General features: G+C 63.7%; 21 protein-coding genes. 8 read left to right on the top strand and 13 right to left on the bottom strand.

Translation table 11 applies throughout. From position 1 onward, the window contains the following. Window positions 1–29: 29 nt before the first annotated feature. The 4 genes from ACFSJC_RS08680 to bchE form a co-directional block, all read right to left on the bottom strand. The gene (locus ACFSJC_RS08680; protein ID WP_386025733.1) at window positions 30–359 is read right to left on the bottom strand and encodes a cysteine-rich small domain-containing protein; all 330 of its coding nucleotides are present in this window, start codon (window positions 357–359) and stop codon (window positions 30–32) included. A 35-nt stretch (window positions 360–394) separates the two neighbouring features. Beyond that, window positions 395–625: a hypothetical protein gene (locus tag ACFSJC_RS08675; RefSeq protein WP_386025731.1), complete on the bottom strand. Its 231-nt coding sequence runs from the start codon at window positions 623–625 to the stop codon at window positions 395–397. A gap of 44 nt (window positions 626–669) precedes the next feature. Next, on the bottom strand, window positions 670–2,238 hold the full coding sequence (locus ACFSJC_RS08670; RefSeq protein WP_386025729.1) for a cobyric acid synthase: 1,569 nt from the start codon (window positions 2,236–2,238) through the stop codon (window positions 670–672). A gap of 170 nt (window positions 2,239–2,408) precedes the next feature. Continuing rightward, the gene (gene bchE, locus ACFSJC_RS08665; RefSeq protein ID WP_386025727.1) at window positions 2,409–4,049 is read right to left on the bottom strand and encodes a magnesium-protoporphyrin IX monomethyl ester anaerobic oxidative cyclase; all 1,641 of its coding nucleotides are present in this window, start codon (window positions 4,047–4,049) and stop codon (window positions 2,409–2,411) included. Between the two features lie 363 nt (window positions 4,050–4,412). Here bchE and cobF point away from each other — a divergent pair, with 363 nt between their 5' ends. The 4 genes from cobF (at window position 4,413) to ubiD (ending at window position 9,619) form a co-directional block, all read left to right on the top strand. Continuing rightward, window positions 4,413–5,198, top strand: coding sequence for a precorrin-6A synthase (deacetylating) (cobF, locus tag ACFSJC_RS08660; RefSeq protein WP_386025725.1), 786 nt, complete (start codon window positions 4,413–4,415; stop codon window positions 5,196–5,198). A 103-nt stretch (window positions 5,199–5,301) separates the two neighbouring features. Further along, entirely contained in the window at window positions 5,302–5,874 is a 573-nt protein-coding gene (locus tag ACFSJC_RS08655; protein ID WP_386025723.1) for a CNP1-like family protein, read from the top strand. 214 nt (window positions 5,875–6,088) lie between these two features. After that, window positions 6,089–8,122, top strand: a complete 2,034-nt coding sequence (gene prlC / locus ACFSJC_RS08650; protein ID WP_386025721.1) for an oligopeptidase A — start codon at window positions 6,089–6,091, stop codon at window positions 8,120–8,122. 21 nt (window positions 8,123–8,143) lie between these two features. Next, entirely contained in the window at window positions 8,144–9,619 is a 1,476-nt protein-coding gene (gene ubiD, locus ACFSJC_RS08645; RefSeq protein WP_386025719.1) for a 4-hydroxy-3-polyprenylbenzoate decarboxylase, read from the top strand. Window positions 9,620–9,685: 66 nt separating this feature from the next. Here ubiD and ACFSJC_RS08640 read toward each other — a convergent pair whose 3' ends face one another. From ACFSJC_RS08640 to ACFSJC_RS08630, 3 genes are all read right to left on the bottom strand, one after another. Then, window positions 9,686–9,964 (bottom strand): RNA recognition motif domain-containing protein, encoded by a 279-nt coding sequence (locus tag ACFSJC_RS08640; protein WP_007040013.1) that lies wholly within the window; start codon window positions 9,962–9,964, stop codon window positions 9,686–9,688. A gap of 452 nt (window positions 9,965–10,416) precedes the next feature. After that, window positions 10,417–10,848 (bottom strand): heavy-metal-associated domain-containing protein, encoded by a 432-nt coding sequence (locus tag ACFSJC_RS08635; RefSeq protein ID WP_386025717.1) that lies wholly within the window; start codon window positions 10,846–10,848, stop codon window positions 10,417–10,419. 305 nt (window positions 10,849–11,153) lie between these two features. After that, on the bottom strand, window positions 11,154–12,023 hold the full coding sequence (locus tag ACFSJC_RS08630) for an SDR family oxidoreductase (RefSeq protein WP_386025715.1): 870 nt from the start codon (window positions 12,021–12,023) through the stop codon (window positions 11,154–11,156). Between the two features lie 151 nt (window positions 12,024–12,174). Between ACFSJC_RS08630 and ACFSJC_RS08625 the strand changes: the two genes are divergently transcribed. Next, window positions 12,175–12,825, top strand: coding sequence for a hypothetical protein (locus ACFSJC_RS08625; RefSeq protein WP_386025713.1), 651 nt, complete (start codon window positions 12,175–12,177; stop codon window positions 12,823–12,825). Here the strand turns inward: ACFSJC_RS08625 and ACFSJC_RS08620 are convergent. The 4 genes from ACFSJC_RS08620 to ACFSJC_RS08605 all read right to left on the bottom strand — a co-directional run bounded on the left by ACFSJC_RS08620 (window position 12,793) and on the right by ACFSJC_RS08605 (window position 15,749). Next, the gene (locus ACFSJC_RS08620; protein ID WP_386025711.1) at window positions 12,793–13,560 is read right to left on the bottom strand and encodes a uroporphyrinogen-III synthase; all 768 of its coding nucleotides are present in this window, start codon (window positions 13,558–13,560) and stop codon (window positions 12,793–12,795) included. The two genes, ACFSJC_RS08625 and ACFSJC_RS08620, sit on opposite strands and share 33 nt — an antisense overlap. Next, window positions 13,561–14,487, bottom strand: a complete 927-nt coding sequence (hemC, locus tag ACFSJC_RS08615) for a hydroxymethylbilane synthase (protein ID WP_386025709.1) — start codon at window positions 14,485–14,487, stop codon at window positions 13,561–13,563. 74 nt (window positions 14,488–14,561) lie between these two features. Beyond that, the gene (locus ACFSJC_RS08610; protein WP_386025707.1) at window positions 14,562–15,311 is read right to left on the bottom strand and encodes an NRDE family protein; all 750 of its coding nucleotides are present in this window, start codon (window positions 15,309–15,311) and stop codon (window positions 14,562–14,564) included. Between the two features lie 213 nt (window positions 15,312–15,524). Continuing rightward, the gene (locus tag ACFSJC_RS08605) at window positions 15,525–15,749 is read right to left on the bottom strand and encodes a hypothetical protein (RefSeq protein WP_007040005.1); all 225 of its coding nucleotides are present in this window, start codon (window positions 15,747–15,749) and stop codon (window positions 15,525–15,527) included. A gap of 300 nt (window positions 15,750–16,049) precedes the next feature. Between ACFSJC_RS08605 and ACFSJC_RS08600 the strand changes: the two genes are divergently transcribed. From ACFSJC_RS08600 to ACFSJC_RS08590, 3 genes are all read left to right on the top strand, one after another. Continuing rightward, on the top strand, window positions 16,050–18,923 hold the full coding sequence (locus ACFSJC_RS08600; protein WP_386025704.1) for a 2-oxoglutarate dehydrogenase E1 component: 2,874 nt from the start codon (window positions 16,050–16,052) through the stop codon (window positions 18,921–18,923). Beyond that, window positions 18,920–20,155, top strand: a complete 1,236-nt coding sequence (odhB, locus tag ACFSJC_RS08595; RefSeq protein WP_386025702.1) for a 2-oxoglutarate dehydrogenase complex dihydrolipoyllysine-residue succinyltransferase — start codon at window positions 18,920–18,922, stop codon at window positions 20,153–20,155. Before ACFSJC_RS08600 ends, odhB begins: the two co-directional genes overlap by 4 nt. A gap of 337 nt (window positions 20,156–20,492) precedes the next feature. After that, window positions 20,493–21,377: a DMT family transporter gene (locus ACFSJC_RS08590; RefSeq protein ID WP_386025700.1), complete on the top strand. Its 885-nt coding sequence runs from the start codon at window positions 20,493–20,495 to the stop codon at window positions 21,375–21,377. 63 nt (window positions 21,378–21,440) lie between these two features. Here ACFSJC_RS08590 and ACFSJC_RS08585 read toward each other — a convergent pair whose 3' ends face one another. Together ACFSJC_RS08585 and ACFSJC_RS08580 are read right to left on the bottom strand one after the other, a co-directional pair. Continuing rightward, entirely contained in the window at window positions 21,441–22,139 is a 699-nt protein-coding gene (locus ACFSJC_RS08585) for an SDR family oxidoreductase (protein WP_386025698.1), read from the bottom strand. A 194-nt stretch (window positions 22,140–22,333) separates the two neighbouring features. Next, window positions 22,334–22,894, bottom strand: coding sequence for a GNAT family N-acetyltransferase (locus tag ACFSJC_RS08580; RefSeq protein ID WP_386025696.1), 561 nt, complete (start codon window positions 22,892–22,894; stop codon window positions 22,334–22,336). Window positions 22,895–22,950 lie beyond the last annotated feature (56 nt).

The raw sequence follows: 22,950 nt of genomic DNA, 5'->3' as shown, positions 1-22,950 counted from the left end.
GGCGGATGGACGGATTCGGCGTCTCGGCATCAGGGGTCGCGTCGCCGGGTCTTGGCGTATGGCTCGCGCTGCGGATGGCCGTTCCAGATTTGCGGGCGTTCCAGCCATTTCTGGATGAAGGCCCAGGAGGCGTTATGACCATCGTGCGGAAGACGGCAGTCGGAACAGTCCTTGCGCGTGAGACCGTTCTTGTCCGTATAGAGACGATAGGGACCTGGGCATTCGTAGGCGATGAGCGGGCAATAACAGAAGAGACAATTGAACGCGCGCTTCACGCCCTGGTGACAGGGATAGAAGGGACAGGCGTCGTTGCTGAATCCCTTGTAGGACTCGTCGCGAGTGGTGTCTTTCGGCTGCATGGCATCCACTGAAACAGGGCTAGAGATAGCGGCATTCAATGCGGCATCGCCGTCACGGCGTTGTCGTCTGACTGCGGTACTACATGCTGATCAGCCAGGAGCGCCGCCAGGTCGAGTTCTACAGCCTGGGAACGGACGGGCTGTGACGACACCAGATCTTCGATCAGGAAGGAGACCTGAGGTTCCGGTGCGGCGATCTCGACATCGCCTTCTCGCTCGCCGAGATCTACGAGGATGTGGAGTTGGCGCAACCCGAATAGCGTCAACCGAACATCGGCTACAGGGAAGCAAACCGAACCGATTCGTTCGGTTACCGCGCCAACTCCAACAGCGCATCCAGATCCAGATTGGCCTCGAAGTGCTCGGCAAGTTCGTCCAGGGCGGCCTCGATGCGGGCCTCGAAATCGATCCGCGCGGCCTGAGCGCCGACCTGTTCCAGCCAATGGGCACGGAAATCGTCGGCGCCGAAGATGCCGTGCAGATAGCCGCCCATCACCCGCCCTTCCGGCGAGATGGCGCCCTCGGGCCGGACCTCGCCCTTGCCGTCGTCGAGCAGCAGCCAGGGGCGCTCCAGTCCCGGCCCGGTCGTGCGGCCCATGTGCATCTCGTATCCGCTGACCCGGCAACCGCTGCGCTGGTCGGTCACTTCGAGGTCGATCAGACGCTTCTCGCCGCCGATCTCGGTCTCGATGTCCAGCAAACCCAGTCCGGGCGTCTCGCCCGGCTCGCCCTCGATGCCCTGAGGATCGCGCACCATACGGCCCAGCATCTGATAGCCCGCGCACAGTCCGACCACCCGACCGCCCCGACGCACGTGGGCGAGGATGTCGATGTCCCAGCCCTCGCGGCGCAGCACGGCCAGATCGGTGCGGGTCGCCTTGGATCCGGGCAAGATGACGACGTCGGTGTCGGCCGGGATCGGGTGTCCAGGCTCGATCCAGCGCAGATTGACGCTCGGCTCGGCGGCCAGCGGATCCATGTCGTCGAAGTTGGCCACGCGCGACAGACGCGGAATCACGACGTTGAGCGTGCCGCCGCTGGTCTCGGCCGGACGCTCCAGGGCCAGCGAATCCTCGGCCGGCAGACGGCTCGCGCCCTCGAACCAGCGCACCACCCCTCGGAAGGGCCAGCCGGTGATCTCGGTGATGGTCTCGCAGGCCGGCTCGAACAGCGAGAAGTCGCCTCGGAACTTGTTGACGATATAGCCCACGACCCGATCGCGGTCGGCCTGATCGAGCAGCAGCCAGGTGCCGACCAGGGAGGCCATGGTGCCGCCCTTGTCGAGATCGCCGAGCACCACCACCGGGATGTCGGCGCGCTCGGCGAAATGCATGTTGGTGATGTCGCAGTGACGCAGATAGATCTCGGCCCCGCTGCCCGCCCCCTCGACCAGCACCAGATCGGCCTCGGCGCAGAGCCGCTCGAAGCTGTCGAGCACCGCCGGCATCAGCCCCTGACGCATCTCGTGATAGACCCGCGCCGGACAGTTGCCGAGCACCCGCCCGCGCAGCACCACCTGGGAGCCGACATTGGTCTGCGGCTTGAGCAGGACCGGGTTCATATGGATCGAGGGCGGCACCCCGCAGGCGCGCGCCTGCAGCGCCTGAGCACGCCCAATCTCGCCGCGCGGCTGCTCGCCGTTCGGTCCAGGGGCTGCGTCGGTGTCAAGCGTGACGGCCGCGTTGTTGCTCATGTTCTGCGCCTTGAAGGGGCGCACCACGAGACCGCGACGCGCATAGGCCCGGCACAGCCCGGCGACCAGCATGCTCTTGCCGACGTCCGAGGCGGTGCCCTGGATCATGAGCACCCGGGCACGACGCGGCCCGTGCTCGACGAGGGGCGGCAGTTCGATAGAGATGGAGGGAGCGGAATCGGTCATGCGGTCAATCGTCTCTAAACGGCAAGGCCCGCATCCGTCATCGGACGAATGCGGGCCAAGGTCAATGGAAAGCTACCAGCTTTTTGCAGCCAGCCGAAAGCTAGCCGAAGAAGCAAAAACCTCGGCAAGCGACAGCTGGAGGCTGGCCGCTGGAAGCTGGCGGCTCAAAATCAAGCATTATCGTACTGCTTGATCTGCTCCTCGGTCATCTGCTGATCGCCACCGCCGCACGCCTTGGGACCGCCACAGGCCTGAGGCGCGGCGCCCGCGACACTGACCGCCGGACGCTTGGCCGGAGGCGCCTTCTTCCAGGCGTTGTGATCCGGCTCGACGATCTTGGAACGGCTCTTGTCGTAGTCGAACTTGATGAACTTCTTGAACAGCGGGCCCCAGTAGTTCTGCTTGCCCAGCTGATAGAAGCGACGCTCCATGGCGCTCTTGAGGAAGGCCTTGATGCAGCCGATCAGGTACTTGCGGCGGAAGGGATCCTTCACCCAGGGATACTGGAACAGCATCCGCTTCATGTAGAAGCGCCGGTAGTTGGCCATTACGCCGTCGAGCAGCTCGGCGCGGTCGATGTTGTCGGGCTTCATGATCGGCGAGACGAAGTTGTACTTCGAGTAGTCGAAGACCTCGACCCGATCGCCCATCTCGGCAAACATGTCGGCGAACGGCCAGGGGGTGTACATCGACCAGTTGGCCATGTCCGCACCCCAGTCCATGACCATGTTGTAGGTCTCTTCGAGCGTTTCGCGGGTCTCGTTCTCGAGACCGACGATGAACTGCGCCTCGGTGACGATACCGTTCTGCTGCAGGAGCTGGATGGCGCGCTTGTTCTGTGCGACCGTGGTCTCCTTGACGAAGCGATCCAGGTTGAGCTGTGCCGCCGCCTCGGTACCGAGCGAGATGTGGACCAGACCGGCCTTGCGGTAGAAGGGCAGCAGCTCCTCGTCGCGCATGACGTCGGTCACGCGGGTGTTGATACCCCAATGGATCCCGAGGTCGCGGTCGATCAGCTCCTGACAGAACTCGACGAACTTGTTCTTGTTGATCTGAGGCTCTTCGTCGGCAAGGATGAAGAAGCCGACGCCATGGACCTTCACCAACTCCTCGATCTCGTCGACCATGCGCTTGGGATCGCGCACACGATAGTCGCGCCAGAACTTCCACTGCGAACAGAAACTACAGGTGAAGGGACAGCCGCGCGCCATGTTGGGAGTCGCGACCGGCACGCCGAGCGGGATGTAGATGTACTTCTTCCACTCCAGGATGCCCCAGTCCGGCCAGATCGAGTCGACGTCCTTGATGGACGGCTCTGCCGGAGTGGCGACGACCTGCTGGTTCTCGTCGAGATAGGCGATGCCCTGGACCTTCTCGCGATCGCCCGGCCAGCCGCTCTGGTCGATGCTGCGCACCAGATTCAGGGTGACGGCCTCGCCCTCGCCGCGGATGATGGCGTCGATCCAGGGCGCCTCGTGCAGCACCTGATCGTACATGAAGGTGCCGTGGATACCGCCGAGCACCGTGATCGCGTTCGGGCATTCTTCCTTGGCGATCTGCAGCAGACGCTGCGCGGCGTAGATCATAGGCGTCATCGCCGTGGTCGCGACGATATCGGGATTCGCTTCGCGGATGGCCACACGTAGCTGATCATCGTCCAGCTTGTCCACCATGGCATCGACGAATTGATAGTCTTGGTAGCCTCCCGACTTCAGATAGCCCGCCAGATAGGCGACCCAGGCCGGCGACCAGTTGCCAGCGATATCGGCGGCACCGGCGCTATAGTTCGGGTGGACAAAAAGGATTCGCATTGTCAGCTCCGGGTAATCAAGAACAGTCGGTCAGCAGCCGCACCACAGGATGGCGACAACGAGGCATCAGCGCATCGCGGCCAGGAGACTGCATCAATGCTGCTGACCCAAGCAACCTCTAACCGAGTAGGGGCATTCGTTGAACAGGCGCATTCGCCCCGCAAACAGCACAGCAGGCGAAATCCGAATCAAGTTGGCGATCATACCAACGACTCATTAGAATCGCCACGTTATCGGTCCACGCCTGGACCCACCCCGCCCAAGATTGAGCGTGCATGCACGCATCGCGGCGGAATCCCCGAATCACCGCACTCCACGGCACCGCGACGACGCCGAGCGAGCGCCCAACCTTCTGGCACGACAATGAAGAAGCTGTATCTGATCGGCATGGGTCCCGGTCGCCCCGAATTCCTCACGGTTCAAGCGATCGAGGCGCTCAAGCGTACCGACGTCTTCTTCATGCTGGAAAAGGATGGGCGCGGCAAGGAGGAGTTGCTGCAGATGCGCCGGGACATCCTGGATCACTATCTCGGTGAGAACGGGCTCGGCGAGAGCGGGTACCGCGTCGTGGTGGCGAACAGCCCGACACGGCGCATGGCGAGCGGCGATTACAAGGAAGACGTCAAAATCTGGCACGAGGAGAAGCACGCGCTCTTCCAGCGCCTGATCGACGAGGAGCTCGCGGACGGCCAGAATGGCGCCCTACTCCTCTGGGGCGACCCGGCGATTTACGACCAAACGGTCTCGCTCGTGTCCGACCTCGTCGCCCGATCCGAGGGCCAGCTCGATTTCGAAATCATCCCCGGCATCACCTCCGTCCAAATGTTGGCCGCCCAGCACAAGATCCCGCTCAACCGGATCGGCGAAAGCATCACCATCACGACCGGCCGTCATGTCGAGACCTGCGACCCGTCCGAGATCGACAACGCCGTGGTCATGCTCGACTACAACGCCTCCTTCCAACGCTTCCGAGGTCAGAATATGGATGTCTACTGGGCCGGCTATCTCGGCTGTCCCGACGAGATCCTGGTCTCCGGGCCGGTAGACGAGGTCACGGACGACCTGCTCCGCGTCAAGGCCGAGGCGCGCGAGAAAAAGGGTTGGCTGATGGACATCTATCTGCTTCGCCGACGCAGGCACGACATCTGACCTCGCACAGGAGCAGCGGCCAGCGACAGGACAAGTCTCGACCCTACGGGACGCATGCCGCATCATTGAGGTCACCATGATCCTGTCACCCATCGATTCCGCCATGAGACGACTCCCGTCATTTGCCATCGGCCTACTGCTCCTGACGAGCCAAGCGACGCTTGCGGGAGAAAATGCATTCGTCAACGACCCAGAACCCCCAGGGCCGTCGAATTTCGAGGAGGGCACGCCTTGGACCGAGATTCAGCGCCCGCTTCCGCCCTGGCCGAAGGACTCCGATCTCGTCGAATTCCAGGTCGACAGCCCCACCGCGCAACCCTTCCGCTTCTATATCGACGCGGCCCACCTGGAGACCGGCTCGGATGAGGTGGTGCATTACACCCTGGTCGCCGAAGCGCGCAATGGAGCGCGCAATCTCTCGGTCGAGGGCCTGCGCTGCACACCGAGAGGAACGTACAAGATCTACGCCTTCGGCACAGCGAAGCACTTCACTCCCATCAAGGGAGCGGACTGGCAGCCGCTGTCCTTCGAGCCATCCGAGCGCTACCGTGAGGATCTGTGGCGCTATCATTTCTGCATCCCTCACGCGTTCAAGCCCAGACCCAAGAAGGACATGCTGCGCTCGCTACGGGGACAGATCGCCCCCCGACAGAACAGCGGCTTCCTGACCGATTAACCGTACCCCATTGAAGATGCGACCGTACCCCGCATCTGATTGGCCAGGACAATCGGGCGGCGCACGGCCATCGACTGGACGGCGCGCAGGAACGGCTCCGCGCCCCACCGCGCTCCCGCAATATGCGGGTCCGACGCCAGCGTGTACCGTCCGAATTCAGCCCAACCGCCGCCCGCACCATTCATTCAAGACCCGAGATCCATTTCATCACACCATGTCCAATCCATTGCTCGAACAGACCGGCTTGCCAGCCTTCAGCCTCATCCGCCCCGAACATATCGAACCGGCCATCGACGCCCGTCTCGCCGCCTGCCGCACACAGATCGAGCGACTGACCCAGGAAGCGGAACTCCCGACCTGGGAGAATTTCATCGAGCCGCTCGAAGAGATGGACGACACACTGAATCGCACCTGGTCCCCGATCGGGCACCTCAACGGGGTCCTCAACAGCGACGCGCTACGCGCCGCCTACAATGCCTGCCTGCCCAAACTCAGCGAATACGGCACCGAGGTCGGCCAGAACGAGGCGCTGTTCCGCGCCTATCAGGCCGTCGCCGCCCAGGAGCATCTGGACGCGACCCAGCGCAAGCTGCTCGACAACGCCTTGCGCGACTTCCATCTCTCCGGGGTGGATCTTCCGCCCGAGAAGAAGACCCGTTACAAGGAAATCAGCCAGGAGCTTTCGCGGCTCACCAGCAAATACTCGGAAAACCTGCTCGATGCGACCAACGCCTGGAGCAAGCTGGTTCAGGATTCGGCCCTCCTGTCCGGTCTTCCCGAATCCGCGCTGGGGCTCGCCCGTCAAAACGCCGAGAGCCAGGGCAAGGACGGATGGCTGTTCACGCTCGACATGCCCTCCTACCTGCCCGTCATGACCTACGCGGACGATCGCGACCTGCGCTTCGAGTTCTACCAGGCCTACGGCACCCGCGCCTCGGACCAGGGACCGCACGCGGGGAAATGGGATAACGGCAACCTCATGGAGGACATCCTGGCGCTGAGGCACGAATTGGCCCAGCTGCTCGACTTCCCCAATTACGCCGAGCGCTCGCTGGCAACCAAGATGGCGCGCTCGCCCGAGGAGGTCCTTCAGTTCCTCAACGATCTGGCCGAACGCTCGGTCGAGCAGGCCCGCCAAGAGTTGCGCGAGCTTGAGGCGTTCGCCCAGGAGCAGCATGGCGTCACTGGGCTCGAACCCTGGGACGTCGGCTATTACGCCGAAAAGCTGCGCGTCCATCGCTATCAAATCAGCCAGGAAGAGCTCCGGCCTTACTTCCCCGTGTCGCGGGTACTCTCTGGGTTGTTCAGCGTGGTCGAGCGTCTGTTCGGCATCCGCATCCAGGAGGTCGAGGGATTCGAGACCTACCATCCGGACGTGCGCTTCTTCGAGATCCGCGACCTGGAATCGGGCGCGCTGCGCGGTCAGTTCTATCTCGACCCCTTCGCGCGCCAAAACAAACGCGGTGGCGCCTGGATGGACGTCTGCACCAACCGTATGCACATCACCGGTTGCGACCAGATTCCGGTCGCCTATCTGGTCTGCAACTTTACCCCGCCGGTCGGCGACACACCCTCGCTGCTGACGCACAACGAGGTCGAGACCCTATTCCACGAATTCGGCCACGGCCTGCACCACATGCTGACCAAGGTCGACTATCCCGCCGTCGCCGGCATCAACGGCGTTCCATGGGACGCAGTCGAACTCCCCAGCCAGTTCCTGGAGAACTGGTGCTGGGAGCGCGAGTCGCTGGATCTGTTCGCCGCTCACTGGGAGACCGGCGAGCCCATCCCCGAAACACTCTATCAGCGCATGCTCGCCGCCAAGAATTTCCAGTCGGCCATGCAGATGGTGCGTCAGCTCGAATTCGCGCTGTTCGATTTCCGCATCCACCTGGAATACGATCCCGAACGCGGCGGACAGATCTACGAGATCCTGGATGAGGTCCGCGACCAGGTCGCCGTCATCCGACCACCTGCCTTCCACCGCTTCGCCCACGGCTTCTCGCACATCTTCGCCGGCGGCTACGCGGCGGGCTATTACAGCTATAAATGGGCCGAGGTGCTCTCGGCCGACGCCTTCTCCCTGTTCGAGGAAAAGGGCGTCTTCGATGCAGAGACCGGTCGTGCCTTCCTGGAGAACATCCTGGAGAAAGGCGGATCGGAGGAGGCCATGGATCTCTTCGTCCAGTTCCGAGGCCGCGAGCCCAACACCGACGCACTGCTGCGCCACTCGGGCATTGCCGCCTGATCGAAGGACGATGACGCAGACATGAAATATCAGGATCTACGCGACTTCATCGACCAACTCGAACAGCGGGGAGAGCTCAAGCGTATCCAGCTGGAGGTCGATCCCTATCTGGAAGTGACCGAGATCTGCGACCGCACCCTGAGGGCCGGCGGTCCAGCCCTTTTGTTCGAGCGACCGAAAGGGTCCGACATTCCCTTGCTGGGCAACCTCTTCGGCACCCCGGAGCGGGTCGCGCTCGGCATGGGAGAGGAATCGGTCGAGGCACTGCGCGAGGTCGGCAAATTGCTGGCCTTCCTCAAGGAGCCCGATCCGCCGAAGGGCATGAAGCAGGCATGGGAGACCCTGCCGATCTTCAAGAAGGTGCTGGACATGGCCCCCAAGGTCCGGCGCAACGCGCCCTGCCAGGAGGTCTCCTTCACCGGCGACCAAGTCGATCTCGGTCGCCTGCCCATCCAGCACTGCTGGCCGGGCGACGCCGGGCCGCTGATCACCTGGGGTCTGGTGATTACGCGCGGGCCCGAGAAATCGCGCCAGAACCTGGGCATCTACCGCATGCAGGTGCTCGGACCCAACCGGGTCATCATGCGCTGGCTGGCGCATCGCGGGGGCGCCCAGGACTATCGGGACTGGCAGCGCGCCAATCCGGGCAAGCCCTTCCCGGTCGCCGTAGCGCTCGGTGCCGATCCGGCCACCATACTGGGTGCGGTGACCCCGGTGCCGGACTCGCTCTCCGAATACGCCTTCGCCGGTCTGCTCAGGGGCAGCCGAACCGAATTGGCCAAGTGCCTGGAGTCGGACCTCCAGGTTCCGGCGAGTGCCGAGATCGTCCTCGAAGGCCACATCCATCCAGACGACATGGCGCCGGAAGGGCCTTTCGGCGATCACACCGGGTATTACAACGAGGTCGATCGCTTCCCGGTCTTCACCATCGAGCGCATGACCCAGCGCCGCGACCCCATCTATCACAGCACCTACACCGGACGCCCGCCGGACGAACCGGCCGTTCTGGGCGTCGCGCTCAACGAGGTCTTCGTCCCCATCCTGCAGAAGCAGTTTCCCGAGATCCAGGACTTCTATCTACCGCCTGAGGGCTGCTCCTATCGGCTCGCCGTGGTCAGCATCAAAAAGCAGTATCCGGGACACGCCAAGCGGGTGATGATGGGGGTCTGGTCGTTCCTGCGCCAGTTCATGTACACCAAGTTCGTCATCGTAGTGGACGAGGACGTCTGCACGCGGGACTGGAAGGATGTCATCTGGGCCATGACCACGCGCATGGACCCGGCGCGGGACACGGTGATGATCGAAAATACGCCGATCGACTATCTGGACTTCGCCTCGCCCGTCTCGGGGCTGGGCTCGAAGATCGGCTTCGACGCCACCAACAAATGGCAGGGCGAGACCAATCGCGAATGGGGGCAGCCCATTCGAATGGATGATGCCGTCAAGGAACGCGTGGACCGAATCTGGGACGGGCTCGGAATCGGCCCAACCGTCTAGCGAATCGTAGCGCTCGAAAGAACGCAGGCTCCCGAGGGAGCCTGCGTCTCCATCATCGCAGGAAACTCAGTAACGACCGCCGCCACCGCCTCGCGGACGCTCGGCCCGAGGACGGGCCTCGTTGACGGTCAGCTTGCGCCCTTTCATATCGGATTCGTTCAGGGCCTTGATCGCCGCATCCGCATCTGAATTGCTGGGCATGTCCACGAAGCCGAAACCCTTGGATTGGCCAGAAAATTTATCCTTGATGACCTCTGCGGCCGCCAACTCCCCGAACTCGGAGAAGATGGTCCGCAAATCGTCGTCTGTCACGCTATAGGGCAGATTGCCTACGTAAATCCTCATCTCTCATTCTCTCGCGCTCTTGTGCGTTGATCGAACCAATGCCGCCGGTGGCCAACACACAAGCCGACGCGACAGCCACGACACCGATCCCGGGGGACGCATCCCGGCAACATCAATCGCGGACGGAACCTGGACCAACCGACAAACGAGCGTCTGGCTCACGAACATACCCGTGACAACCGGAGACGAGAACAAAGGGGGTGTGATCGGGAGGTCGTCCAATTCCTCCAACCGAAACACGCATCAGCGATAGCTTTCGGCGTATGTGTGGGCGGGCTCGGATCCCCAAGTCAAACCCCGGATACGCTCCGGAGAGGCATTGGCGCTTGATACTCGCTCGGGCGGTTAGGGATCCTGGCAGTTGCCGCGATTAGGTCTAAGGGAAAGCTAGTGGATCAGCCGCACTGCGTCAACAGCGCGAGGGATAAAAAACCCAACAGCCCTAATGACATTCATCCCCTCCCGGCATCCGCAGATTCCGCATCGAATCCCGCCTTGCGGATCGCCGCGACCAGCGCGGTCGCGTCCAAACGTTCGCCGCTCACGCGCATCAAACCCGAATCGAGGTCCGGCACCGCCTCATCGGCCGCCTCGAATCCTTCGAGCGCGCGCCTCACACTGAACACACAGTGCTGACAACTCATACCCTGGACCTTGAGCACCAGATCGGCTTCCAGCACCGCAGCAGGATACAGACGCCGCAGCAGGCGCCGTGTCGAAAGACCGGCCAGCAGGAGCGACAGCAACACTGCGCTCAGATTGCCGATACAAGTCACACCGTGTGCCTGGACATGGTCCATCAGGATCGGAGGGGCATCGAGCAGCCCCTCGAACAAGAGCCGGAAGAGGATGCTCATGAAGATGACGGTTCCCAGATAGATCACGAGAATCGATCGGCCGAGCACGCGGTACACGGCACCGAAGGTCGCGATATTGCAAGATGCCCTGCGCCCAGGACTGAGAGGGGAAATAGTCTGCGGGCAGGAGGAGCGTCAGGAAGACGGCGATGACGATGCCTAAAAGGATCCAGAGATCGATCGCGCCCAGCAGATCCAGCGCGGCATAGCGCAGCACGGGGACGATCCCGCGCTCACGCGGCGCCTCACGATCTTCGGGCTGGGGCTCGGTGGGAATCGGATCGCAGAAAGGATTCAACGAACACGATTCGACCTCGACGAACTGAAACGCGTCAGACGACGAGACCGCAGGCGCGGAGCCCTTCGACCAATGTCGGGTAACGCAGCTCGACGCCCAGTTCCTCGCGCAACTTGCGGTTGGACAGACGTCGCGACTCGCCCATGTAGGACATCATGCCGGCCGACAGTTGGCCATCGGCCTCGGCCAGCGAAATGAGCGGCGGAGGCTCCAGACCGGCCGCCTCGGCGACCTGCATGAAGTAATCCGTCATGCTGCTGGGGTGGTCGTCGCTCACGTTGTAGACGGCGCCGTCGACGCCATTTTCCATCGCCGCCACACAGACCTCGACCAGATCATCGACGTGGATACGGTTGGTGTAGGGCGCCTCCTCGGCGCGCACCATGGGCACGGCACGACGGATACGCTCCAACGGCAACCGACCCGGTCCGTAGATCCCGCCCACGCGCAGCACCACCAGTTCGGTGCCGCCCGAACGGCGCCAGGCGCGCAACCGCTCCTCGGCATTCAAACGACGCCGCGAGCGGTCCTGGGTCGGCTCGGTCGGATGGTTCTCGTCGACCCAGGCGCCCTGACAGTCGCCATAGACGCCCGTGGTGCTGAGATAGAGAATCCGCTTCGGACGGCCGACACGATCGAAGGCATCCACCAGACGCCCGAGCGATGAATCCTCGACGCCCCGATCGGGCGGCGGCGCGAGATAGAACAGATGGGCGCCCTCCAACGGCAGTCCGTCCGGCTCATTCTGGGCGAGATCGCAACGTCGGGCCGGAATGCCTTCGGCTGCGAGACGGGCGACCCCGTCCTCGCTTCGAACCACGCCGATGACGTCTCCCCGATCGAGATAGCGGCGCGCAAGCCGGCTACCCACATATCCGCAGCCGACGATGATGGTCTCTGTCATGGTATGCGTCCGTATTGAGTTCCGGCGGAAGCGCTCAGGAAGCGAAGCCCGAGCGAACATCCAGCCAATGGAGCGTCCTTGCCGCGCTGCTGTCGAGCCGGCAGAATCCAACGCCCGATCAGAATTTCCGCAGTTTCAGAGGAAACAATCCATGGCTCCAAGCCTGCGCGCCCTCGCGCTCGGGACGCTCGTCCTGATCACGACGGCGTCCTGTTCGACCGGACAGGTCAACTCGGTGTGGAGCGACACCTCTCGCCCCGCCGCACCCTACCGCAGCCTCGTCGTATTCGGACTCACCAGCAGCACCAAGGTGCGACAGGCCATGGAGGACAACTTCGCCTCGGCGCTGGAATCACGCGGCGTCGATACTCACCCGAGCCATCACCTGATCCAAAATTCGAGCCTCAGGTACATGACCCGGGTCCGACGCGCTATCCGCATGTCGGGCGCAAAGGGTGTCGTCGTTTCCCATCTGATCGCCGAAGAGGCGGCATCGAGCGCGCCGCCGCCGCGTCTGAGCGCGATCCCCGATCACTACTCAAGCCTGAAGGATTACTTCAAGCGAACCTACCGCGCGGTCTGCGCGCCCGACTATTACGCCGGCTATCGCACCCTGCGTCTGGAGAGCAACCTCTACGACGCCGAGAGCGAAAAGCTGGTCTGGTCCGGGCGCTCCCGCCAACTCGACCCCGAATCAGAGGAGACCACCATCGGCGAGGTGATCGCCACGCTGGTCTCTCAGATGGCTGCGGACGGATTCCTGCCCGCCTCAACCAAGTCCGGTGGCCAGTTCGCAGAGTGAATCCAGGATCGCGCCGTCCTCGGCGCGCTCAGCGACCCGCACGACCTCGAATCCGAGCCGCTTGGCGGTCTCGCGGGTCCGCTCGGCGATCACCACCAGAGGCGTCGCGATCAATGAATCGCGACCCTCCGGCCCCAGCATCTCGGCGAGATTGAGCAGCACCTCGTCACTGGTCGCCATGACCAGATCCACATCCCGCGACCAAGAGGCCAATAGCGGAGCAGGATCCACCGTGGGACGCACCCGCCGGTAGACCTCGGCAAAGCGCACCTCGGCGCCGCGCTCGGCCATGGCCTGGGCAAAGAGCCCGCGCCCACCCTCGCCGCGCACGATGAGGACGCGACGGCCCCGCATCTCCGCAAGCTCGGGCATCTCCAGCAGCGCCTCGCTCTCGAAACGATCGCTCGGCACCAGATCCGGCGCACGACCAGCCGCGCCCAGCGCCAACGCAGTCCCGCGACCAACCGCAGCCAAACGGGCCACATTCGGCCAGGTCCTGTTCGGAACCAGCGCCAGGGCCTGCTCGACCGCGTTGCGGCTGACGAAATACATCAGATCCCAGGGCTCGGACAGCAGTGCCTCGGCCTCCGGGTTCCCTGTCGGCTCGATGTCGATCGTCGGGAAGCGTAGCGCACGCCCTCCGGCGGACTCGATCAGACGGCAGAGTCCATCGGACTGACCCGCCGGACGGGTCACCAATACACCGCGACCCGCCAGATCAGAGTGGGTACTCATTCAATGCTCCATCAAGGCGCTCAGGATCTCGTCGGCGCCCTGGGACAGCAGATCGTCCGCGACACGCGTACCGATCGACTCGGCCTCGGAGCGCGGCCCCTCCAGTTCGGCGCGCAGGATGCGGCTGCCGTCCGGGCTACCGACCAGACCACGAACGAAGATGCGGTCGCCGTCGAGCACCGCGTGCCCGGCGATCGGGACCTGGCAGCCGCCGTTCAGACGCGCGTTCATGGCGCGCTCGGCCAGAACGCGGTCTGCGGTATCGATGTGATGGAGCGGCGCGATCAGGTCGTTGACGCGCGGATCCTCGCTGCGGCACTCGATGCCGATCGCGCCCTGACCGATCGCAGGCAGACTGAAGTCGGTCTCGATGCGGCTGCGGATACGATCCTCGAACCCGAGGCGCACCAGTCCGGCAGCGGCCAGGATGATGGCGTCGTAATCGCCCGCGTCCAATTTGGCCAGACGGGTATTGACGTTGCCGCGCAGCGGCTCGATGCGCAGATCGGGACGCCGATCGGCGATCTGGCACTGCCGACGCAGACTGGACGTGCCGACGCAAGCCCCCTGCGGCAGATCATCGAGGCTCTCGTAGTTGTTGGACACGAAGGCATCGCGCGGATCCTCGCGGTCCATGATGACGGCGAGATGCAGTCCTTCCGGAAAATCGACCGGAACGTCCTTCATGGAGTGCACCGCGATATCGGCATCGCCGTCCAACATCCCCTGCTCCAGTTCCTTGACGAACAGGCCCTTGCCACCAACCTTGGCCAGCGGCGCGTCGAGGATCTTGTCACCCTTGGTGGTCATTCCGATGATCTCGATGTTGAGATCCGGATAACGCGCCTTCAGGAGTGCGGCTGTGTGTTCGGCCTGCCACATGGCCAGAGGGGATTTACGGGTGGCGATACGAATGCTGTTCGACATGTTGAATCCTGGAACTCACTTCAGAAAAAAACGCCCTCTGCGCAACGCTAACGCGCCGGCGAGGCGAGATTGTGTCACATGACCGACCGAAACGCTTCACTGTCCGCCCTCCCCTCGGCATGCAGCCACAGAATATGGCTGTGAAACCCCGGATAGACTGGCACGGCGATCAAGGCGCTGGAGCGGGTTCCGAAACCGTCCTCGCGCTCCTCAAGCCACATGGCGGACTCCGCCCCCCCAGCTTCGGTGCCCGTCCTAGATCCCAGCAATGCCCGCCATTCGGCCCAATCGCCGGACTCGGGATCAGGGACCGCTGCGGCCGCGAAACGCGCCTGGTAGGCTGCGATGCGTGGATGGGCCGGATCGTCGAGCTCGGTGCTGCTGAGTAGGTGCAACCCGGAAACGATCGGATGCACCTCGATCCCGCGCTCACCATCATGGCGAATCCAATAGGCCGAGCGCGGATCTGCGACCACCACGTTGAACGGGCGATAGGCGCCGGGATGCAGGTCGGCCAACGCCTCGGCGGCCGCCTCCGCCTCCGCGTGATCCAGCGCCTCCAGTACCAATTCCCCGCGCGAGCGCTTGCCTTCCAGAGGACCGAGCGTCCCCTCGCGGTTCATGACGGCAGCCAACAGGCCATGGTCGTTGACCCCGAGCCAGCTACCGCCTCCGAGCAGATCGAGACCGGCGACCGTCTCGGGGCGATCCGGCCAGTGGCGGCCGGGCTCGCGTGCCGGGCGCGCACGATGCTCGTCGCGATTGGCCGCGACCACGAGCGGCCAGGAATGATCTGGACGTCTTAGGATAACGAGTGTGCACATATTTCAAGCCTCCAGCGACCAGCGACCAGCGACCAGCGACCAGCGACCAGCGACCAGCGACCAGCGACCAGCGACCAGCGACCAGCGACCAGCTCGTGTTCTACCAAGGGTTTCAAAATAGGGGTGAAACCTAGCGGGCGTCACGCCATAACCCGCTATCCGACCCCAAAAGCTGGCCGCTGAAAGCTGGAGGCCGGCAGCTGAATAAAGCACTCAATTCAGTTCGGCGAAACGCCGCTTGACCTTGAGGATCTTGGTGGCGACCGTCTTGTGCAGCAGACCAAAGACCTTGCGCTGCGCGGCGCGATTATTACTGTTTGGTTCGCCGAGCAATTCGAGACGGGCCTGGAAATAGGCCATGTCCGCCTCCAATCGAGCAAGGCGGATACGTTGACGTTTGCGCTCGTCGGCTTCGGCCGAGGTGTCTTTATTATCCATGTGCCAGCGCATGCTCGCAGTCGGGTCTGGAACCGGATTCGATCATGGACGGTCTCCGGCTCGGCGAAATACCTGAGGGGGCGTGCCTGCAGTCGGACGACTTACCGACAGGCGCCAGACGCGGTCGAGGGTCCCACTCCAGTCCCGTGCGCCCTATATCTAGTATGCGGGAAAGCGCCCCCTTGTGCGCGCTTTCTACCGAAGCGCGCACAAGGGGGCATCGTGTCCAGAAATCGTACGATTATGTTATAAACCGACGCCTTACCGGCGAGATCCACCAAAGGAAAACCAATACATAGCATGAGCACCATTCTGGAATTGTTTAGGAATTCCGGCGCCCTCTATGGGGGTAATGCGGATTTCATCGAAGATCTTTACGAGCGTTATCTGATCGACCCCGACAGCATCGATCTGGCATGGCGTGCTCGCTTCGACGGCATACGCCAGGAAGCGGCCAACGAGTCGAGCGGTGCCGAGGCGCCTCACGGACCCGTTCGCGAGAATTTCCTGCGGCTCGCCCAAGAAAGTCGCTCGCGCGCGCGCACACGATCCGTCGCCCACCTGGAACCCGCCGCTGCGGAGAAACAGTCGGCGGTTCTGAGCCTGATCAACGGCTACCGCTACCGTGGCCATCAGGTCGCGAACATCGATCCCATCCGACTGCGCGAACCGCCCAAGATCGCCGATCTCGACCCGGCCTATCACAACCTCGGCGCCGAGGACATGGAGCAGGTCTTTCATACCGGCTCGCTCTACGCGCCCGACCGCATGCCGCTGCACGAGATCGTCTCGATGGTCGAGGAGACCTACTGCGGCGCGGTCGGCTCCGAGTACATGCACATCACCAACACCCAGGAGAAGCGCTGGATCCAGAAGCGTCTGGAGGGCTACCGCGCCAAGCCCGAGCTGGACACTGCCGATCGGCGCTGGCTGCTGACCCTGCTGACCGCCGCCGAGGGCATCGAAAAGTATCTGCACCAACGCTACGTCGGCCAGAAACGCTTCTCGCTCGAGGGCGGCGACGCGCTCATCCCGATGCTCGACGAACTCATCCAGCGCGCCGGACGCAAGGGCCAGAAGGAGATCGTCATCGGCATGGCCCATCGTGGCCGCCTCAACGTGCTGACCAACATCTTCGGCAAGCCGCCACACGACATCTTCGACGAATTCGAGGGGCGCGTGAAGATGGACTGGCGTCAGATGGCCGGCGACGTCAAGTACCACATGGGCTTCGCCACCGACGTCGAGACCCCCGGCGGCATCGTCCATCTGGTGCTCGGCTTCAACCCCTCGCACCTGGAGATCATCAACCCGGTGATCGAGGGGTCGGTGCGCGCCCGTCAACGCCGCTGGCGCGACCACACCGGCGATCTGGTGCTGCCGGTGCTGATCCATGGCGACGCCGCCTTCGCCGGCCAGGGCGTGGTGACGGAGACGCTGCAGCTGTCCCAGACCCGCAGCTACTCGACCGGCGGCACGGTCCACATCGTCATCAACAACCAGATCGGCTTCACCACCAGCCATCCGCTCGACACCCGCTCGACGCCCTACTGCACCGACGTCTCCAAGATGGTCCAGGCGCCGGTCTTCCACGTGAACGGCGACGACCCGGAGGCGGTCATCTTCGTCACCCGTCTGGCGCTGGACTTCCGCAACCAGTTCCACAAGGACGTCATCATCGACCTCATCTGCTACCGCCGGCTCGGTCACAACGAGGCCGACGAGCCGGCGGTCACCCAGCCGATCATGTACAAGAAGATCCGCCAGCATCCGACCCAGCGCGCCGTCTACGCCGACCGCCTGGTCGCCGATGGCCTGATCACCCAGGAGCAGGCGCAGCGCATGGTCGAGGACTATCGCGACTCGATCGAGCAGGGCGTGGTCATCGCCCGGCCGGTGCTCTGCGGACTGGACCACGCCTCGCGCGTCGACTGGTCCTTCTGCCACGGCACCACCTGGGATCAGGACGTGGACACTGGGGTGCCGATCGAGAAGCTACAGGAGCTCACCGAGCGCATGCTGCAGCTACCGGAAGGCTTCGAGCTGCACCCACGCGTCGAGAAGATCTGGGAAGAGCGGCGCAAGATGATCCATGGCGATCAGCTGCTCAACTGGGGCTACGCAGAGAATATGGCCTATGCCAGTCTGGTCGATGCAGGAATCCCGGTGCGGCTCTCCGGACAGGACGTAGGACGGGGCACCTTCTTCCATCGTCACGCCAAAACCCACGATCAGGTGACCGGCGACTCCTATACCCCGCTGCAGCACATGGGCGAGCATCAGGGCGCCTTCATCGCCATCGACTCCATCCTCTCCGAGGAAGCGGTGCTCGGCTACGAATACGGATTCGCCACCGCCGAGCCGCACGCGCTCACGCTCTGGGAGGCCCAGTTCGGCGACTTCGCCAACGGCGCCCAGGTCGTCATCGACCAGTTCATCACCTCGGCCGGCACCAAATGGGGCCTGTGCTGCGGACTGGTCATGCTGCTGCCGCACGGACTCGAAGGCCAGGGTGCCGAGCACTCGTCGGCGCGACTCGAACGCTTCCTGCAGTTGTGCGCCGATCACAACATCCAGGTCTGCGTCCCGACCACGCCCGCGCAGATGTTCCATCTGCTGCGTCGTCAGATCGTCCGCCCCTACCGCAAACCGCTGATCGTCATGACGCCGAAGAGCCTGCTGCGTCACCGGCTCGCCGTCTCCTCGCTGGAGGAGCTGATCAGCGGTCAGTACCAAGCCATCCTGCCCGAGATCGACCCCATCGATCCAGCCGGGGTCGAGCGGCTCGTCTTCTGTAGCGGCAAGGTCTATTACGACCTTCTGGAGGCACGCCGCGCACGCGGTCAGACCAACGTGGCGATCCTGCGCATCGAGCAGCTCTACCCCTTCCCGAAGGAGCAGTTCGCCACCTTCATCGAACAGTACGCTGCCACAGAGGAAATCGTCTGGTGCCAGGAGGAGCCCCAGAACCAAGGTGCCTGGGACCAGATCAAGCACCGCTTCCATACCCTTATCCAAGATGGAAAGCGCCCCTACTACGTCGGCCGTCCCGCCTCGGCGGCTCCGGCCGTCGGACATCGTGCCGCTCATATCGAACAGCATGAGTGCCTGATCGATGAAGCCCTGAGCGGCCGCTACAACCCGAGCATGAATAAAAGGATCCCGCCCCAATGACCCGTGAAGTCCGCGTACCCACCCTCCCCGAATCTGTGTCTGATGCCACGGTCCTGACCTGGCATAAACGGCCAGGCGACAGGGTCGAAGAGGCCGAGAACCTGGTGGATCTGGAAACCGACAAGGTCGTACTGGAGGTTCCCGCGCCGACGTCTGGCGTGCTGGGCGACCTCCAGGCCAAGGAAGGCGATCTGGTCCAGGCCGACGCACTGCTCGCCCTGATCGAGGAAGGCGCGGCGGCCAGCGCCCCCGCTAGCCCCAAGGCATCTTCCGCACCAGCGGCAAAGACCCCCGCGCCCCAGCCGACGAGCGAAACCCCGCCGCAGGTGACGCCCTCGGCACGTCGGCTGGTCAAGGAAATGAACCTGGATCCGCAGCAGATCCATGGCAGCGGTCGGGACGGCCGCATCCAGAAGGCCGACGTACTCGCCTTCCTCGACGAGCGCGAGGAGGAGACGCCTCCGAGCCCGCAGATAGAGGCGGAGGAAGACATCCCCGCCCTGCCAAGGCCCAGCCTGTCCGGCGAGGCCGGCCGGCCCGAGCAGCGGGTCCCCATGACCCGATTGCGTGCCCGCATCGCCGAGCGTCTGGTCCAGGCCCAGCAGCACGCCGCCATGCTGACCACCTTCAACGAGGTCAACCTGAGCGCGGTCATGGATCTGCGGACCAAGTACCGCGACCAGTTCGAGGCGCGTCACGGCGTGCGCATGGGCTTCATGTCCTTCTTCGTCAAGGCCGCAGTCGAAGCCCTGCAGCGCTTCCCGGTGATCAACGCCTCGGTCGACGGCAACGACATCATCTATCACGGTTACTACGACATCGGCATCGCCGTCAGCTCGCCGCGCGGACTGGTGGTCCCCATCCTGCGCAACTGCGACCAGCTCAGCATGGCCGACATCGAGCAGGGCATCGCCGAGTTCGGTCAGAAGGCCAAGGACGGCAGCCTGAGCTACGAGGAGCTGACCGGGGGCACCTTCTCCGTCACCAACGGCGGCGTCTTCGGCTCGCTGTTGTCGACGCCCATCCTGAATCCGCCGCAGAGCGCCATCCTCGGCATGCACAAGATCCAGGAGCGGCCGGTCGTGGAGAACGGCCAGATCGTCGCCGCACCCATGATGTATCTGGCCCTGACCTACGACCACCGCATCGTCGACGGTCGCGAGGCGGTCCAGTTCCTGGTCGCCATCAAGGATGCACTGGAAGACCCGGCGCGCCTGCTGCTGAAGGTCTGACCCAACCGACTCCCGGATTCCGCCGTCGCTGCACCGAACCACCCGTAACCCGGGTGCAGCGCAGCGGAACCCGGGAATGCCACAACGTCAAGACTCCAGCCGCTTGTCATCGCACGAGTTTTCGGTGACACTCGCCCCATGAGCCTCCACTGCCCCACCCCTTCGCACCGCAACGTCCTGAACCGCGTCGTCCGCTGGTCCAGACGCCTCCGCGTGCCCTGGTGACTCCGAGCCCATAACCCGAGCGCTCCAGATTCCCCCAAGGCCGCGGCATTCAAACCGCGGCCTTTTTCGTTTTCCGACAACCCCAAGCTCGACAACTCGAAGGAGATCTCTCGTGTCCGTACCGGCGGCCTTCCTCGGCGTGGTGCTCATCTGGGCGACCACGCCGCTGGCGATCAAATGGAGCAGCGAATCCGGCGGATTCCTGTTTGGCGTTACCGCACGCATGCTGATCGGCGTCTTCGTCTGCCTGGTCCTGGTCGCACTCATGAGCCGTCGCATGCGTTGGCACCGGGACGCGAGCCTCACCTACGTCGCCGCCGGCGTCGGCATCTGGGGTGCCATGACCAGCGTCTACTGGGCGTCGCAGTTCATTCCGTCCGGGCTGGTTTCGGTGCTGTTCGGCCTGACCCCGGTGGCGACGGCCTTGATGGCGGCGCTCTGGCTCGGAGAACGCGCGCTCACCCCGACGCGCCTGCTCGGAATCGGACTGGGCATCGCCGGACTTTCGTTGATCCTGAACCAAGGCGTCGCACTCGGCGCCCAGGCGATATTCGGCATCACGGGCGTCCTGATCTCGGTGCTGATTCACTCAGCGAGCGCGGTCTGGATCAAGCGCATCGGCGCGCGGCTGCACCCGCTGGAGACCACGACCGGCGCGCTGCTGATCGCCGTGCCGCTCTTCGTCGCGACCTGGTGGCTATTCGACGGTCAGCCACCGACCGCGCTAAGCCCGCGCGCCTTCTGGGCCATCATCTATCTGGCGGTGTTCGGCTCGGCTATCGGCTTCGTGCTCTACTACTTCGTGCTGCACCGGATACAGGCCAGCCGGGTCGCGCTCATCACGCTCATCACACCCGTGCTGGCACTCATGCTGGGCCAGATGCTCAATGGCGAGGTACTGATGCCGAGCACCTGGATCGGCAGCGCCCTGGTCCTTTTTGGGCTGGCTTGCTTCGAGTGGGGAGAGATTTGGCAGCGTCGTCTGATCCAGTCATAAGCCTCGCGAACCGGGGCGGCCCGAGTCGCCGCCCCGTCATTCCATCGATCGAATATCGCCCTTTCAGATCAAACGGGCGCCACCATCCACCACCGAGACCGTGCCCGTCGCATAAGGATTGGCCATGAGCCATAGATAGGCCGAGGCGACCTCCTCCACGGAGGCCAGCCGCTTGAGCGGAAACCGGTCGGCTTCCTCCTCCAGGCGCGCCGGCTTGGGCGCCACGAAGCCGGGGCTCACGCAGTTGACCCGCACGGGGGCAAGTTCAACCGCCAGGGTCCGGCAGAGCGTCTCGGTCGCACTATTGATGAGCGCCATGGTCGAGGCACCCGCATAGATCTTCTCCCCCGCGATCCCGCTCGTCAGCGTGATGCTGCCGGACGCGCGCAGATAGGGATGCGCCGCCTGAATGAGTCGGCACAGCCCCCAGAACTTGGTCTCGAAGGCACTTTTCGCCTCATCGACAGCGATCTCAAGAAAGGCGCCCGAGCGCATATCTGGCCGCACCGCCACGACCAGATGATCGAACGCCCCCAGCGTCTCGAACAGCCGCACATGGTCCGCTGGAGCAAGAATGTCGAAGGCATGGGCCTCTATCGAATCCAGCGGGGAGGGCAAAGCGGCCATCCGCTCGGGCGCGCCGCGCGAGGCCACGACGACACGCGCACCTTCACGCCGGGCAAGCCTGGCCACCGCAAGTCCGATACCCGAACTGCCGCCGACGACCAGTACGGTCGCCTGCTTCAAGGTCGATTCGATCATGGTCAAGGGCTCCGAACCCGGCTGGTCATCCTAGATCTCGTGCCGTCAACACACCGACACGCCCTCAGTTCGAGAAAGGATGAGGATAAGTCACCGCACCCACAGACAGATAACCGCGCGTAGACATTCGCGTCTACCGGAGCGGGCGCTTGAGCCACCTCAACCCGGTGCCGGGTCGGAATGGAACGAAAGGGCTACAGAGACCGAAGCCAGGATTCGCGCGAAAGTCGGTACAGCACGTGCTCACGAAGCGGGCTGCCGAGAGGGACTGCAGGATGCTCGAAGGTGGCGCTGGATGGCTGCATTCCGAGGCGCTGCATGACACCCCGCGACCGCGCATTGATCACCGCCGTGAACGAGACGATCTCGGCGAGACCGATGCGCTCGAAGCCAACCCGAAGGGCCGCCCTCGCCGCCTCCGTTGCCAGACCGCGCCCCCAATACGCGTGGGCCAGCCGCCAACCGATTTCGACGCAGGGCGAAAAAGGAAGCTCCAATTCGGGCGCATGCAGACCCACGAAGCCGATGAATCGCCCGCCCTCCTTGGCTTCGAGCGCCCAGAATCCCCATCCGCGCCTTGCGATCAAGGCTTCGCAGCGATCGGCTATCGCATCGCTCGCGCACCGATCGAGCGTCGACGGAAAGAAGGCCATCACCTCAGGGTCCGCATTGAGCGCGGCGAACGGCTCGCGATCCTCCGCGCGCCACTGACGCAGGCGAAGACGCTCGGTTTCCAACTCGATCAAATCGACCATTCTCAAGGGACCTTGCCGCACAGACAACGAAGACCGCAACCAGAGCGCCTGTACTC

The sequence above is a fragment of the Thiorhodococcus fuscus genome, assembly GCF_042682685.1.
Classification (GTDB): domain Bacteria; phylum Pseudomonadota; class Gammaproteobacteria; order Chromatiales; family Chromatiaceae; genus Imhoffiella; species Imhoffiella fuscus.
The sequence above is the reverse complement of the archived record's forward strand: the minus strand, read 5'-3'. Positions and strand labels throughout refer to the sequence as shown.

Bases quoted from the DNA above. Each gene is read 5' to 3' on its own strand.
- ACFSJC_RS08680 (WP_386025733.1), bottom strand. From the start codon at position 359: ATGCAGCCGAAAGACACCACTCGCGACGAGTCCTACAAGGGATTCAGC.
- ACFSJC_RS08620 (WP_386025711.1), bottom strand. From the start codon at position 13,560: ATGAGTACCCACTCTGATCTGGCGGGTCGCGGTGTATTGGTGACCCGT.
- hemC (WP_386025709.1), bottom strand. From the start codon at position 14,487: ATGTCGAACAGCATTCGTATCGCCACCCGTAAATCCCCTCTGGCCATG.
- prlC (WP_386025721.1), top strand. From the start codon at position 6,089: ATGTCCAATCCATTGCTCGAACAGACCGGCTTGCCAGCCTTCAGCCTC.
- ACFSJC_RS08630 (WP_386025715.1), bottom strand. From the start codon at position 12,023: ATGACAGAGACCATCATCGTCGGCTGCGGATATGTGGGTAGCCGGCTT.
- ACFSJC_RS08605 (WP_007040005.1), bottom strand. From the start codon at position 15,749: ATGGATAATAAAGACACCTCGGCCGAAGCCGACGAGCGCAAACGTCAA.
- ACFSJC_RS08600 (WP_386025704.1), top strand. From the start codon at position 16,050: ATGAGCACCATTCTGGAATTGTTTAGGAATTCCGGCGCCCTCTATGGG.
- bchE (WP_386025727.1), bottom strand. From the start codon at position 4,049: ATGCGAATCCTTTTTGTCCACCCGAACTATAGCGCCGGTGCCGCCGAT.
- ubiD (WP_386025719.1), top strand. From the start codon at position 8,144: ATGAAATATCAGGATCTACGCGACTTCATCGACCAACTCGAACAGCGG.
- cobF (WP_386025725.1), top strand. From the start codon at position 4,413: ATGAAGAAGCTGTATCTGATCGGCATGGGTCCCGGTCGCCCCGAATTC.
- ACFSJC_RS08625 (WP_386025713.1), top strand. From the start codon at position 12,175: ATGGCTCCAAGCCTGCGCGCCCTCGCGCTCGGGACGCTCGTCCTGATC.
- ACFSJC_RS08640 (WP_007040013.1), bottom strand. From the start codon at position 9,964: ATGAGGATTTACGTAGGCAATCTGCCCTATAGCGTGACAGACGACGAT.
- ACFSJC_RS08610 (WP_386025707.1), bottom strand. From the start codon at position 15,311: ATGTGCACACTCGTTATCCTAAGACGTCCAGATCATTCCTGGCCGCTC.
- ACFSJC_RS08580 (WP_386025696.1), bottom strand. From the start codon at position 22,894: ATGGTCGATTTGATCGAGTTGGAAACCGAGCGTCTTCGCCTGCGTCAG.
- odhB (WP_386025702.1), top strand. From the start codon at position 18,920: ATGACCCGTGAAGTCCGCGTACCCACCCTCCCCGAATCTGTGTCTGAT.
- ACFSJC_RS08670 (WP_386025729.1), bottom strand. From the start codon at position 2,238: ATGACCGATTCCGCTCCCTCCATCTCTATCGAACTGCCGCCCCTCGTC.
- ACFSJC_RS08655 (WP_386025723.1), top strand. From the start codon at position 5,302: ATGAGACGACTCCCGTCATTTGCCATCGGCCTACTGCTCCTGACGAGC.
- ACFSJC_RS08585 (WP_386025698.1), bottom strand. From the start codon at position 22,139: ATGATCGAATCGACCTTGAAGCAGGCGACCGTACTGGTCGTCGGCGGC.